Genomic DNA, 13,860 nt, shown 5'->3' on the forward strand with positions numbered 1-13,860 from the left:
GCTGGTGCCAGGCTCAGGCTTTGTCTTTAGCGTCTTTGTCCGCCTTCGCCAGGCTTCCTGGTGATGCCGGCGCGCCCGCGCCGGCCTTTCCGGCTTTCGACAGGGCCCGCGGGTGCGCCGCGTCATACACCTTGGCCAGGTGCTGGAAATCCAGCCGGGTGTAGACCTGCGTGGTCGTGATGTTTGCATGGCCCAGTAACTCCTGGACCGCACGCAAATCACCGCTCGACTGCAGCACATGGCTGGCAAAAGAGTGACGCAGCATGTGCGGGTGCACCGGCGTTGCCAGCCCCGCCTTCAGCGAGCGCTGCTTCAGCCGCACCCGGATGTGCTGTGGCGTCAGTCGGGTGCCGCGCTGGTTGATAAAAAGCGCATGGTCTTCACGCGCCCAGCTGGCCCGGGCGGCAAGCCACTGCTGCAGTGATTGCAGCGCAGCCCGACCGACCGGCACGCTGCGCCTTTTGGACCCCTTGCCCAGCACATAAGCTTCGGCTGCATCCGTGTCGATCCAGCCGCGCGCCTGCGCACTGGCCTTCACATCCAGCCCCACCAGCTCGCCGATACGCAGCCCGCAGCCATACAGCAGTTCGGTGATGCATTGGTCGCGCAGCTCCAGCTGCGGGTCGCCATCCGAAGCGTCGGCCTGGTAGCCCGCGAGCTGCACGGCTTCGTCCACACTCAGGGCTTTGGGCAAGGGCTTGGCGGCTTTGGGCGCCCGCACGTCCTGCACGGGGTTGCCGCTGATCAGGCCTTCGCGGCCCAGCCAGGTGTAAAAGCCGCGCCAGCCTGAAAGGATGAGCGCAATGCCTCGGCCGCTGCGCCCCGCACCATGCATTTGCGCCACCCAGCGCCGCATGTGCACGTTTTGCACCGCCACCAGCGCCACCCTGGCCTGGTGTGCATTGGCTTCGAGCTTTTGCAGGTCGAGCGCGTAGAGCTCCACGGTGCGCTGGGCCAGGCGCTTTTCCACACGCACATGTTCCAGGTAACGCTCGACCAGCGGATCGGACGGCGGCAACACTGGCTGCCCGCCGCCGAATTCAGAGGTCGAAGGCGGCGTTTGCATCATGGCCGTGGTGCATGGCCCCGGTGCCTATTCGGCAGTGACCGGCTGGGGCCGCAGCCGCGTCAGCGCCGCGCCGGCCAGTTCGCCCAGGCGCTCCAGGAAATCCGTGCCCATACCGCTGTGAAAACGTTCCGGGTCGGGTGAAGCCAGCACAAGCAGGCCCGAGACCTCCGCGCCCGCTGCGGCGCGCAGCGGTATCAGCGCGATCGACAAGGCCACCGCGGGCTCGGGCAGCCAGTTGACCGCTTCGAAGCCCGAATTGACGCCGCAGTAAGGTGCGCTCAATGAAGAGGCAAAGGTTTTGGCGTCCTCGCTCACATCGGTCGCAAAACTCTCATCCGAAAAAATCCCGTTCACATCCCAGACCTTGATGGCGGCCTGTGGGATCAGGAATTCGCCGGTGATGCCTTCGACAATGGCGCCCGGCAGGTCGCGCGCCTGCGTCGCCTGCAGCAGCTTGCGTGTCCAGCGCTGCATCTTGTCGGCAATGGCCACGTTGTCCTGCCCGTGGCGGATCATGTCGACCATCCGCGTTTCCAGACCCTTGATCTTTTCTCGCAGCATGAGCGCCTGGCGTTCCTGCAGGCTGACGGCACGGTTGCCGTGTCCGCTGGACAGTTGCACCGAAGCCAGCAGTTCGGCGTGGCGCTCGAAGAAGTCGGGCGTGTTGGCCAGGAAGTTGGCGATGTCGTCTTCGGTGATGGGGTGTTCGGTTGGATTCATCCGGGCATTGTAGGGAAATGAGCCGGAAATGGGCCCCCACGGTCGTTCACTTCGTGTAACTTCCTGCCCCCCGAGGGGGCCGCCCGCCTGCGGCCCGGCAAAGCCGAAAAATAGCACACCCCTATCGGGCTCACTGCGTGTAGCCCTTTTCCCCTTGCAGGGGACGGTGCCTGCGGCCCGGCAAAGCCGGTTCCACGGCACCCCTGGCTTGAAGAGGCCGACGGGCGTAACTAACGAGGCATTCCACCAGCGGGGGCCGAGGGTCCGGCTTTGCCGGCCCCAGGCGCCGCCCCTGGAAGGGGGTGAACTTAGATCCCGTCCGGGATTTCGATTTCGGACTTAAACACCGTCGTAGCCGGCCCGGTCATCATGACGGGTGCATCCAGCTGGCCCGGCCATTCGATGGTGAGCTGGCCGCCCCGCGTCATCACGTCCACCCGCGCATCCAGCAGGCCCCAGCGTATGCCCGCCACCACCGCCGCGCAGGCGCCCGTGCCGCAGGCCAGCGTCTCGCCCGCGCCGCGCTCAAAGACCCGCAGGCGGATCTGGCTGCGCGAAACCACCTGCATGAAGCCAGCGTTCACACGACGCGGAAAGCGCACGTGGTTTTCAATCAGCGGGCCGGTTTGCAACACCGGCGCAGCGTCCACGTCGTCCACCAGTTGCACCGCATGCGGGTTGCCCATCGACAACGCCGCTATCAAAAGAGGAGCTGCTTGCGCTGACCCATCAAGGGCCAGCGGCCATTTTTGCCATGAACCTTGGGTCACAGGCGTGAGGCCCGACGTGTCAAAAGGAATTCGCACCGGATCAAACACCGGCGCGCCCATGTCGACCGTGACACGCCCGTCAGCCTGCATGCGCGGCTCGATGATGCCGCTCAGGGTCTTGACCCTCACGACGTCCTTTGTCGTCAGCCCCTGCTCGCGCACAAAGCGCACAAAGCAGCGCGCGCCGTTGCCGCACTGCTCAACTTCGCCGCCGTCGGCGTTGTGGATCACGTACTCGAAGTCGATGCCTTCGCCAGCATCCTTGGGCGGCGGCCGCACCGAGAGAATCTGGTCGGCGCCCACGCCGAAGTGGCGATCGGCCAGGAAGCGGTATTGCGCGGTGGAGAGGCCCAGCGGGGCGCGGGTTTCGTCGAGCATGACAAAGTCATTGCCCGCGCCCTGCATTTTGGTGAATCGGATTCGCATGGGGGAATTATCTGCGGTGCGAAGGCGGCACTTAAAGAGGTGAATCGGCCATTTCGCATCCACCGGCCGTTGTTTTGAAGGAATTCGGGGCGATACGCATGGTTTGCCACGGTTTTGCAGGGCAGAAAAATACGCCAAAACCCGCCGTCAACGCCCGCGCAGCCCCGAAGCCATAATTTGCAGATGCCACGTCCTTCCCAACTGCTCCATCCTTCGCGCGAACCCGCGCCTGTACGCCCGGCGGCCACCGTGCTGTTGCTGCGCGACACCCCGCACGGCGTCGAAGTCCTGATGACGCGGCGATCCACGAGCGCCAGTTTCGCCCCGGGGGCCTATGTCTTTCCCGGCGGCGGCATCGACGCGGCGGATGCCGCGGCGCATGCACAGTCCACCCGGCGGGCCACGCAAAGCGATCTGCATCTGACCCAGGCCATCGCGGCCATCCGCGAAAGCTTTGAAGAACTCGGCGTGCTGCTGGCGCGCCACGCGGATGGCAGCCATGCGACGACGGCCGACATCGCTTCGCTGGACCGCAAGGCGCCCTTTGCCGCGCAATGCTGCGAGCGCGGCCTCACGCTGGCGGGCGACGAGGTGTTTGTGCTGGCGCACTGGGTCACAGACCGCGACCTGCCGCGGCGTTTTGACGTGCCCTTCCTGGTCGCGCGCATGCCCGAGGGCCAGAGCCCGGTGGCCGACGAGGCAGAGCAGTTTGAGCCGGTCTGGGTGCTGCCGGCCGAGGCGCTGGCGCGGCACGCGGCGGGAGGATTTTTCATCATCTTCCCCACCATACGCACACTGGAAAGGCTGCAGCACTACCCCGACGTCGCTTCGGTGCTGGCGGCCTGCGCGTCCGAAGTCCCGCTCTGGACCTCCTGCCCGCGTGCCGGGCTGCTGGCCGGCAGGGAGGCGCGCTACATGGAACACGAAGCGCCCTATGGTGAGCTGGCGCTGACCTGCCCGGACGGGCAGATCGTGCACGCACTCGACTGGCAGACATCACAGCCTGTGGCGCTGCTCCACAACGTGATGCGCCTGACGGCGCCCAACCCCGGCGTGATGACCGGACCGGGCACCAACAGCTACCTGGTCGGCGACCCTGGCAGCGGCTACATCGCCATCGACCCTGGCCCGGCTGATCACGAGCACCTGCAGCGCCTCTGGCGGGCGGCCGGCGGCGACATCCGCATGATTGTGTGCACCCACTCGCACCCCGACCATTCACCCGGCGCCAAACCGCTGCAGGCCATGTGCAGCGTTGCACCGCCGATTCTGGGCCTGCCTTCGGCACCCACCGCGCGCGCCGCCAGCGCCTTCTCGCCGGATCGGCCGCTATCAAATCAGGAGCTGCTTGCGCTCACCAGCAAAGGGCCGGAAGGCGAAATCACCCATACCCTGAAGGTGCTGCACACGCCCGGCCATGCCGCCAACCATGTGTGCCTGGTGCTGGTGGAAGACGGCCTGCTGTTCAGCGGCGACCACATCCTCAACGGCAGCACCACGGTCATTGACCCGCCCGACGGCGACATGAGTGCCTACCTGGATTCCCTGGATGCGCTGAGCGCGGCCTGCGACGAACACCAGATCGGGTTCATTGCCCCGGCGCATGGCTACGTACTGGCGGACGCAAAGAATGCGATTGCCCGGCTCAAGGCGCATCGCCTGCAACGCGAAGCCAAGATCATGCGCGTGATGCAGGCCCACCCGGAAGGCACGATCGACGACTGGGTCGCAGGCGCCTACGACGATGTGGACCCGCGTATCTGGCCAGTGGCCAAACGCTCGCTGCTGGCGCACGTGGACCGCGTGCGTGAGCTGGGCCTTGTCCTTTAGCACTTTCTGAACAGGCGTTGGACATCGCTATTGATTTGCAAGCCACCACCGAGTACCCGCACTACTGTGGCGTGAAAGTTGCTAAACCTTGGACCGTACGTAAGGGTATATACCGGCGTTAAGGCCATGAACAGTCACCAAGGCTACTGAAAGGGGCTGTTTGACCCCAGGGCTGCGGTTTATACTTTTTGTTCGTATGCCGGAGGCCGTGCCTGACCGCATGGCTTGACGGGCATCACCATCATTTCAACCTTTTTTGAGGGACTTCATGTCTTCCTACTCCATTTCAACGCGACGTTTCCTGCAAACCGCCAGCACCCTGGTCGCCGGTATCGTTCTGGCCGCCTGCAGCAAGACCGAGCCGCCGGCACCCGCAGCCAGTGCACCCGCTCCTGCCGCCTCGGCACCCGCACCTGCGGCCAAGGTGTACGTCGTCGGCACGGACGCCGCGTATGTACCTTTTGAGTCCCAGAACGACAAAGGCGAGATCGTCGGTTTCGACATCGAAGTCGTCAAGGCCGTGGCGCAGAAAGCCGGCATCGAAGTCAAGTTCCTGAATACGCCATGGGAAGGCATCTTCAACTCCCTGAACCAGGGCGACCGCGACCTGCTGGTCTCGGCCATCACGATCACGGCCGAGCGCAAGCAGACCATGGATTTTTCGTCGCCTTACTTTGACGCGCAGCAACTGATCGCCGTGAAGAAGGATTCGAAGATCGCCAAGTTCAACGACCTCAAGAAACTCAAAGTCGGCGTGCAGAACGGCACCACGGGTGACGAAGTCATCACCAAGCTGCAGGGCAAGGAAAGCGCCAACATCAAGCGCTTTGAAGCGACGCCACTGGCGCTGAAGGAACTGGAAGCCGGCGGCGTGGACGCCGTGGTCGCCGACAACGGCGTGGTGGAGCACTACGTCAACAACAACACCGGCTCGAAGTTCAAGACCATCGCCGATGCCAGCTTTGCACCCGAGCAATACGGCCTGGCCGTGAAAAAGGGCAACGCCGAGCTGCTCGCAAAACTGAACAAGGGCCTGGCCGACATCAAGGCCGACGGCACCTACGACAAGATTTTCGCTCAGTACTTCGGTAAAGCGCCAGCCGCCACCGCCGCTGCAGGCACCGCATCGGCACCAGCTGCCGCTGCCTCTCCCGCCAAATAAGACGCCGCAGGCAGGGCCGGCAAGGCCCAAAGACAAAGCCCCGTTCATTGCTGAACGGGGCTTTTTTATTAGTGTGAAGCCCGCCGATAAGCCGGATTCTGTGCGCCGGGCCCCCTTGGAGAAAGCCCGGCGTGACCGCCATTAATCTGGGCCGGGGGTCGCCCCCACGGCTCAATGCTACCTACCCGCCAACTCTGCGGAACCACATCAACGTTGGCCTACTTGGTATTGCTGCGCGTAGAGATTGCCCGTTTCACCCGGCCCCAGGTTGCCCCAAGGCCGACTCGTCTCTGTTGCTCTGATCCTCACCTCACGGTGGAGAGGTGTTACCTCCTACGCTGTCCTGTGCAGTCCGGACGTTCCTCCAGTGCCTGGTTTCCCAGATTGCACCAGCGGCGGTCTGGCGTGCTTCACGAGGCCCATTATCCGCCAGGCCTTTAAAATGCGGGTTGCTTGATCAACACGAGCCCCTTTTCATGATTCGCCTGACCGAACTCAAACTTCCGCTGGACCACGCGGAAAGCGCCCTGCCCGCCATGGTGGCCCAGACACTGGGCGTTGCCGCAGCCGCCCTGCAGAACGTCCACATCCACAAACGCAGCTTTGATGCCCGCAAGGCAGACCTGCTCAAGGTCTATATCGTCGATGTCACGCTCGCCGATGCCGCCCAGGAAGGCGCGCTGCTGGCGAAATTTTCCGGCAACCCGCACATCTTTACCACGCCCGACATGGCCTACCGCACCGTGGGCCAGGCGCCAGCCGGCTTGCCGTTGCGACCGGTCGTCGTCGGCTTCGGCCCCTGCGGCATGTTCGCAGCCCTGCTGCTGGCGCAAATGGGCTTCAAGCCCATCGTGCTGGAGCGCGGCAAGACGGTGCGCCAGCGCACCCGCGACACCTGGGGCCTGTGGCGCAAGAACGTGCTCAACCCGGAATCGAACGTGCAGTTCGGCGAAGGCGGCGCCGGCACCTTTTCCGACGGCAAGCTCTACAGCCAGATCAAGGACCCGCGCCACCTGGGCCGCAAGGTGATGAACGAATTCGTGAAAGCCGGCGCGCCCGCCGACATCCTGTTCGAGGCGCATCCGCACATCGGCACCTTCAAGCTGGTGAAGGTGGTCGAGAACATGCGCGCACAGATCGTCGCGCTGGGCGGCGAGATCCGTTTTGAGCAGCGCGTGACCGACGTGCTGATCGAGGACGGCCCGCAAGGCAAACAGCTGCGCGGCCTCACGGTACTGGACCAGGCCACAGGCCAAAGCCACGAGATGCGCGCCGACCAGGTGGTGATGGCGCTGGGCCACAGCTCGCGCGACACCTTCGCCATGCTGTACGAGCGCGGCGTATACATCGAGGCCAAGCCTTTTTCCATCGGCTTTCGGGTCGAGCACCCACAGGGCATCATCGACCGCGCGCGCTGGGGCCGCCATGCCGGTCACCCCTCACTGGGCGCGGCGGAATACAAGCTGGTGCACCACGCCAGCAACGGCCGCTCGGTCTACAGTTTTTGCATGTGCCCAGGCGGCACGGTGGTGGCCGCCACCTCGGAGCCCGGCCGCGTGGTGACCAACGGCATGAGCCAGTACTCGCGCAACGAGCGCAACGCCAATGCCGGCATCGTGGTGGGCATAGACCCGCGCGACTACCCCGGCTTCGAGGCGGGCGACGCGCTGGCCGGCATCGCACTACAGCGCCAGCTCGAATCACACGCGTTTGTATTGGGCGGCAGCAACTACCAGGCGCCGGCGCAGCTGGTGGGTGACTTCGTGGCGGGCCGCCCCTCGACCGCGCTGGGCAGCATCACTCCGTCCTACAAGCCGGGCGTGACCATCGGCGACCTGTCGTCTGCCCTGCCTGCGTATGCGATCGAGGCCATGCGCGAAGCCTTTCCCGTGTTCGGCAAAAAAATCAAGGGCTTTGACACCCACGACGCGGTGCTGACCGGCGTGGAAACGCGCACTTCCTCGCCGATCCGCATCAGCCGCGGCGAAGACCTGCAAAGCGTCAACGTGCGCGGCCTCTACCCGGCCGGCGAAGGCGCCAGCTACGCCGGCGGCATTTTGTCGGCCGGCGTGGATGGCATCAAGGTTGCGGAGGCCCTGGCGCGCAGCGTGCTGCAGGACGCCGAACAACAGCGGATGGCCGCGTGATGAGCCAGGACTTTCACTACTACGAGCCCTCTAAAGGCCACGGCCTGCCGCATGATCCCTTCAACGCCATGGTGGGGCCACGCCCCATTGGCTGGATTTCGTCGCAGGACGCCAGGGGCCAGCTCAACCTGGCACCCTACAGCTTTTTCAATGCCTTCAACTACACGCCGCCCATCATCGGTTTCGCCAGCATTGGCGCCAAAGACAGCCTGCACAACATCCGCGAAACCGGCGAGTTCGGCTGGAACCTGGCAACGCGGGCGCTGGCCGAGGCCATGAACCGCTCCTGCGCGATGGTGCCGCCCGAGGTCAACGAGTTCGAGCTCGCCGGCCTCACGCCCGTGGCCTCGCAACGCATTGCCGTGCCGCGCGTACAGGAAAGCCCGGTTTCTTTTGAGTGCAAGTTAACCCAAATCCTGCAGTTGCAGGGCGCCAACGGCGTGCCGGTTCCCACCTGGCTGGTCCTGGGTGAAGTCGTCGGCGTGTACATTGCAAGGCATCTGCTCAAAGACGGCATTTACGACACGGCGGCTGCCGAGCCGATTCTTCGCGGCGGTGGCCCGGCCGATTATTTCGCCGTCACCCCCGACAACCTCTTTCGCATGTTCAGGCCCCGCTGAGCTTTCTGAACACCCCGCCACACCATCTTTTCACCCCATACACATGACTGAAACCACCACACCCTCCCCACGTGCCAAACGCCCCCGCCCCCCGCAGCGCCCCCGGCCGGCCAACCCGCAGCAGCAACAGCAGCGCCCACGCGAAGTCCACCCCGTGCTGGAAAAGCTGTTCGAGCTCTACCCAAAAATGTTCGGCGCACAGTTCCTGCCGCTCAAGCTGGGCGCTTTCCAGGACCTGCTGGCGGAAAACCCCGAAGCGTTCAAGCGCGACGAACTGAAAGTGGCGCTGGGCCTGCATGCCCGTTCCACGCGTTACCTCGAATGCGTGGCGGCCGGCCACCCGCGCCATAACCTGCAGGGCGAGCCCGTCGAGCCGGTGGCGCCCGAGCATGTGCACCACGCGATCATGGAGGTGTTCCGGCGGCGCCAGGCGCGTTCAAAGGAAGACCTGCGTCCCAAAGTGCGTATGCGCCTCATCGAGGCCATTGAAGCATCCGGCTTGAGCCGCGAAGAGTACGCAGAACGCACCCGCACGCAGGATGAGGTGTCGAACACCTTGCTGGAGGAGGCTTTTGCGGAGATGGCCGAGCAAACCGCCAAACGCGAAGCACTGATGCGCGCCTTTGAGGCCAGTGGGAAAACGGCGGCGGAATTTGCCGAGATGTACGGTCTGGACCTGGCGGAAGTGGCACAAGCCATAGAGCGGGTACAGCGAAGCCGCCAGGCCTGAGGCTCCCACTGCAGCCTCAGTCAATCAGCAAATCAATAGAGCGAGCGGCCGAAACGCTCAAAGCGGGGTTGCCACTTCTCCAGGATGTCCGCCGACACCAGGATCCGCTCAGCACGCCCGATCAGCAGGTTACGCGGCACCAGGCCTATGTAGCGCGAATCTGCGCTGTTGTCGCGGTTATCACCCAGCATCAGGTACTGATCAGCGGGAATCGTGATCGGTCCCCAGCTGTCCTTGGCCTTCACACCGGCCAGCCACTGGATTTCATGTTGCTCCTGGGCTGTGGCTTCCTTCACGTGCGTGGCCACCAGCACGCCAACCGGCCCGGCCGGCTCCAGCACCGTGTCCAGCGCCTCATAGCGGGCTGACAGTCCGTTGATGATGAGCACCTTGTCGCGCATTTCCACGACGTCGCCCGGCACAGCCACCAGCCGCTTGATCAGACGGACACTGTCCACCGGCGAGGAAAAAGTGACGACGTCGCCGCGCTGCGGATCGGTGGTGCGCGCCAGCACGGTATCGGTCAGCGGAATCTTGACGTTGTAGGCCAGGCGGTTGACGAAGACGACGTCGCCTTCAAGCAGGTTGGGCCGCATGGAGCCCGAGGGAATGGGGTTCCAGTCCGCGATTGCGGTACGGAACAGCCCGAACAACAACAGCAACACCAGAAAACTGCGGTTCTGCCTGATCCAGCTTTTCATGTTCGCGCTCCTTGAAATTTCATGAAAAAAAAGGCGCCCTGTGCGGGGCGCCCTTTGGTGCTTAGGCCTGGCCGTTCTGCAAGGCCGCGATGCGCTCTTCAATCGGCGGGTGCGTGGCAAACAGCTTGCCGATGCTGCCGGTAATGCCCATGGCTTCCACGGCCTTGGGCAGTTCGCCGGGCTGCATGCCGCCCAGACGTGCCAGCGCGTTCATCATGGGCTGGCGGCGGCCCATCAGCTGCGCGGCGCCGGCGTCGGCACGGAACTCGCGCTGGCGCGAGAACCAGGCCACGACGATAGCGGCGGCAAAACCGAGCACGATGTCCAGCACGATGGTGCTGACGTAGTAGCCGATACCGGGGCCGGAATTGCTGTCGCTGCCGCGGCGCAAAAAGCTGTCGACGGCGTAGCCGATCACACGCGAGAGGAAAACCACAAAGGTGTTCATCACGCCCTGGATCAGCGTCATGGTGACCATGTCGCCGTTGGCCACGTGGGCGATCTCATGGCCCAGCACGGCTTCGATTTCTTCCTTGGTCATGCCTTGCAGCAGGCCGGTGGACACGGCCACCAGAGACGAGTTCTTGAATGCGCCGGTGGCAAAGGCATTGGGCGCGCCTTCAAAAATGCCGACTTCGGGCATGCCGATCTGGGCCTTGTCGGCCAGCTTGCGCACGGTCTCAACAATCCAGGCCTCGTCGGCATTTTGGGGCGACTCGATCACCCGCACCCCGGCGCTCCATTTGGCGACGGGTTTGCTGATCAGCAGCGAGATAAAGGCACCGCCGAAGCCCATGATCAGCGCAAAGCCGAGCAGCGCGGTCAGGTTCAGCCCGTTGGCCGTGAGGAAGCGGTTGACGCCAAGCAGGCTGGCGACAATGCCCAGCACCACCACGACAGCAAGGTTGGTCAGGACAAACAGAAAAATACGTTTCATGGGTTCTCCGTGGGGTCGGTAAAAAAAGCCCGCCTTGCGCAGGATATGAGGGCTTGCCAGCGCAGTTCAAGCTGTGCCGCAAGCCCGTGGCTGATTTCTATCTGTTGTTTTGCAGCCGTGGCGGTCGGAATACAAGGGAGTCATCATAAAAGGAAAAGTTCTCGTTCCCGGGCCACCAGCCGGGCACGCCCAGCACCGGCAAAGGGGAAAAAGGCTTGCCGGCCAGCTTGTCAGCGCTCAGATCCGCGGCAATCCAGCGGTCCAGATCTGCTATTGAATTGATAGCTGCTTGCGCCCGGTACACATGGGCCGTGATCGGTTTTCGTGGATAAATCAGTTTTTCCAGCAGCGCATGGCCAAACAGCACCAGCCGGGCTTGCTGCCAGAGTGGGCGCAAACCCACAAAGAGCAGCTGCCAGTCCCGCGCCGCCAGCGCGTCCCACAAGGGTTGCGGCGCCGACAGGAAAGCAGCGTTCTCGTCAAAGAGCGTCAGCGCGTCGCGGACTGGGCCGCGCACCTGTTGCACGCCGGCCTGCGCGATTTCCGCAGCCTGCAACTGGTTGAGCTTCTTTTTGGTTTCGGGGAACTGCATCCAGCACAGGCCATTGAAAAAATCATGCGGCCCTTCGCGGGTCGGGCATTCACCTGTCCTGAAAATAAAGCTCTCGTAGGCCTCGCCGGCGGGCAATGCGCTTTGGGGAACAAAGCGCATCGGGGCACGCTTCTCGGCATTCAGGGCCTCGTGCAGCGCAGTGCCCGCCGCTACGGCCTGGGCCACACGTTCGCCGGGCTCCTGCCAGGGTTGCAGCCAAGGCTGGTTCCATGCCGGCATCGGCAGGGCCGGCGCTGGCTGCAGGGCTGCAGCGACTCGCACCTGCAGGCCCCCTAGGCCCGGGCCGACTTGTTCAGTCGCTTGTCGCGCACTGCGACGGTGGACTTGCCTTCGTCGGCGATGTCAAACAGCTGGGTGGCCACCAGCAGCTTGGTCAGCGTGGCATAGCCGTAGTTGCGATGGTCAAACGAGGCCTGGTTGGCGATTTGCGTCCCTACAGCACCCACGCGCGCCCAACCCTCGTCGTCGGCTGCGGCCTGGACGGCGTTGCGCAGCAGCATGACCAGCTTGGCGTCCTGCTTGAGCTGGGCGGGTGTTGCCCTGAGGGGCGCGGCGGCAACCGCCTCGCCATCGTCACGGCTGTCTCCGTGAGCACTGCCCGCCGCATCACTGACGGCGATGGGGCGCAGCTTGTCAAGGAACAGGAATCTCGAACACGCATTGACAAATGGCTCCGGCGTTTTCTGCGCGCCAAAGCCGTAGACCGCCGCGCCCTTGGCGCGCAGGTGCATGACCAGCGGCGTGAAGTCTGCGTCCGACGAAACGATGCCAAAGGCATCGGGCCGGTCGGTATAGAGCAGCTCCAGCGCGTCGATCACCATGGCCATGTCGCTGGCGTTCTTGCCTTTGGTGTAGTCGAACTGCTGCATGGGGCGGATGGCATGCTCGTGCAACACCTCTTCCCAGCCCTTGAGTTCATTCTTTTTCCAGTTGCCGTAAGCGCGGCGGATGTTCGTTTCGCCGAAGGTCGACAACTCGTTGAGGATCAGGTCGATCTTGGACGCCGGCGAGTTGTCGGCGTCAATGAGCAGGGCAACGCGCGGCTTGTGGTCCATCAGGGGCTTTCTGAAGTGTGCAGTTTCCAGGGCAGGTTTTCACCTGAGCGCAAAGGCTTGAGCTCAGCCTCGCCGAAAGCAAAGCTCTCGGGCGGGTGCCAGCTTTCCTTTTTCAGCGTGATGCGGCCGGTATTGCGCGGCAGGCCGTAAAAATCGGCACCGTTGAAGCTGGCAAATGCCTCAAGCTTGTCCAGTGCGCCGGCCGCATCAAAGGCTTCGGCGTAGAGCTCCATGGCGGCGTGGGCGGTGTAGCAGCCTGCGCAGCCCGTTGCGTGCTCCTTGAGGTGCGCGGGGTGCGGTGCGCTGTCAGTACCCAGGAAAAAGCGGTTGTTGCCGCTGGTGACGGCTTCTACCAATGCCAGGCGATGCGTCTCGCGCTTGAGCACCGGCAGGCAGTAGTAGTGCGGCCGAATGCCGCCCGTGAAAATGGCATTGCGGTTGTAGAGCAGGTGGTGCGCGGTGACGGTCGCCCCCGTGAACTGGCCGGCATCACGCACGTAATGGGCGGCTTCGCGGGTGGTGATGTGCTCAAACACGATCTTCAGCTCAGGGAAATCGCGGCGCAGCGGAATGAGTTGCGTATCGATAAACACGGCTTCACGGTCGAACAAGTCAATGTCGGATGACGTGACCTCGCCGTGCACCAGCAGCAGCACGCCTTCTTTTTGCATGGCCTCCAGCGTTTTGTAGGTCTTGCGCAGGTCGGTCACCCCGGCATCGCTGTTGGTGGTGGCGCCGGCCGGGTATAGCTTGAGCGCCACAACACCGGCGTCTTTCGCGCGCTTGATCTCATCGGGTGGCAGGTTGTCGGTGAGGTAGAGCGTCATCAATGGCTCGAACTGCACGCCGGCCGGCACAGCGGCCTGGATGCGCTCCCGATACGCCGCCGCCTGGGCGGCCGTGGTCACCGGCGGGCGCAGGTTGGGCATGATGATGGCGCGGCCAAACTGTGCGGCCGTGTGCGGCACCACGGTGTGCAGGGCCTCGCCGTCGCGCACATGCAGGTGCCAATCGTCGGGCCGGGTAATGGTCAGAGCGGAGGTCAGGATGGAGGCGGGTGTGCGGGTGGCTGAAGTCATG

Annotated in this window: 13 protein-coding genes and 1 other RNA gene; 5 read left to right on the plus strand and 9 right to left on the minus strand. The window is 64.0% G+C overall.

Annotated features, from left to right (window positions below; genetic code table 11):
• Positions 1-13 precede the first annotated feature (13 nt).
• The 3 genes from AC1DZE_RS03240 to dapF form a co-directional block, all read right to left on the minus strand.
• Positions 14-1,069 (minus strand): tyrosine recombinase XerC, encoded by a 1,056-nt coding sequence (locus AC1DZE_RS03240; protein ID WP_477668413.1) that lies wholly within the window; start codon positions 1,067-1,069, stop codon positions 14-16.
• Between the two features lie 24 nt (positions 1,070-1,093).
• Positions 1,094-1,789: a DUF484 family protein gene (locus tag AC1DZE_RS03245; protein ID WP_457281114.1), complete on the minus strand. Its 696-nt coding sequence runs from the start codon at positions 1,787-1,789 to the stop codon at positions 1,094-1,096.
• Between the two features lie 308 nt (positions 1,790-2,097).
• The gene (gene dapF / locus AC1DZE_RS03250) at positions 2,098-2,985 is read right to left on the minus strand and encodes a diaminopimelate epimerase (RefSeq protein ID WP_477668414.1); all 888 of its coding nucleotides are present in this window, start codon (positions 2,983-2,985) and stop codon (positions 2,098-2,100) included.
• Between the two features lie 183 nt (positions 2,986-3,168).
• Here dapF and AC1DZE_RS03255 point away from each other — a divergent pair, with 183 nt between their 5' ends.
• Positions 3,169-4,815 carry an MBL fold metallo-hydrolase gene (locus AC1DZE_RS03255; RefSeq protein ID WP_477672916.1) on the plus strand — a complete coding sequence of 549 codons (1,647 nt, stop codon included), beginning with the start codon at positions 3,169-3,171 and terminating at the stop codon, positions 4,813-4,815.
• A gap of 268 nt (positions 4,816-5,083) precedes the next feature.
• On the plus strand, positions 5,084-5,977 hold the full coding sequence (locus tag AC1DZE_RS03260) for a basic amino acid ABC transporter substrate-binding protein (RefSeq protein WP_477699769.1): 894 nt from the start codon (positions 5,084-5,086) through the stop codon (positions 5,975-5,977).
• A gap of 71 nt (positions 5,978-6,048) precedes the next feature.
• On the opposite strand, the gene rnpB is transcribed toward AC1DZE_RS03260, so the two are convergent.
• Positions 6,049-6,389, minus strand: an RNA gene (gene rnpB / locus AC1DZE_RS03265) — RNase P RNA component class A.
• Positions 6,390-6,453: 64 nt separating this feature from the next.
• Between rnpB and AC1DZE_RS03270 the strand changes: the two genes are divergently transcribed.
• The 3 genes from AC1DZE_RS03270 to AC1DZE_RS03280 are packed head-to-tail and all read left to right on the plus strand — an operon-like array spanning position 6,454 to position 9,474.
• Positions 6,454-8,124 carry an NAD(P)/FAD-dependent oxidoreductase gene (locus tag AC1DZE_RS03270; protein ID WP_477668417.1) on the plus strand — a complete coding sequence of 557 codons (1,671 nt, stop codon included), beginning with the start codon at positions 6,454-6,456 and terminating at the stop codon, positions 8,122-8,124.
• Complete coding sequence (locus tag AC1DZE_RS03275; RefSeq protein WP_477672709.1) at positions 8,124-8,744, plus strand: flavin reductase family protein; 621 nt, start codon at positions 8,124-8,126, stop codon at positions 8,742-8,744. The genes AC1DZE_RS03270 and AC1DZE_RS03275 overlap by 1 nt, the downstream gene beginning before the upstream one ends.
• Positions 8,745-8,787: 43 nt before the next feature.
• On the plus strand, positions 8,788-9,474 hold the full coding sequence (locus AC1DZE_RS03280) for a ProQ/FINO family protein (RefSeq protein ID WP_477672708.1): 687 nt from the start codon (positions 8,788-8,790) through the stop codon (positions 9,472-9,474).
• A gap of 32 nt (positions 9,475-9,506) precedes the next feature.
• Here AC1DZE_RS03280 and lepB read toward each other — a convergent pair whose 3' ends face one another.
• The 5 genes from lepB to pyrC form a co-directional block, all read right to left on the minus strand.
• Positions 9,507-10,175, minus strand: coding sequence for a signal peptidase I (gene lepB, locus AC1DZE_RS03285; RefSeq protein ID WP_477699770.1), 669 nt, complete (start codon positions 10,173-10,175; stop codon positions 9,507-9,509).
• A gap of 61 nt (positions 10,176-10,236) precedes the next feature.
• Positions 10,237-11,112: a protease HtpX gene (gene htpX, locus AC1DZE_RS03290; protein WP_477668420.1), complete on the minus strand. Its 876-nt coding sequence runs from the start codon at positions 11,110-11,112 to the stop codon at positions 10,237-10,239.
• Positions 11,113-11,209: 97 nt separating this feature from the next.
• On the minus strand, positions 11,210-11,944 hold the full coding sequence (locus AC1DZE_RS03295; protein WP_477672711.1) for a DUF3025 domain-containing protein: 735 nt from the start codon (positions 11,942-11,944) through the stop codon (positions 11,210-11,212).
• Between the two features lie 53 nt (positions 11,945-11,997).
• Positions 11,998-12,780: an NYN domain-containing protein gene (locus AC1DZE_RS03300; protein ID WP_477668421.1), complete on the minus strand. Its 783-nt coding sequence runs from the start codon at positions 12,778-12,780 to the stop codon at positions 11,998-12,000.
• Complete coding sequence (gene pyrC / locus AC1DZE_RS03305) at positions 12,780-13,859, minus strand: dihydroorotase (RefSeq protein ID WP_477668422.1); 1,080 nt, start codon at positions 13,857-13,859, stop codon at positions 12,780-12,782. The genes AC1DZE_RS03300 and pyrC overlap by 1 nt, the downstream gene beginning before the upstream one ends.
• Between the last annotated feature and the right edge of the window lies 1 nt (position 13,860).

Source organism: Polaromonas sp. P1_F1 (assembly GCF_056405795.1).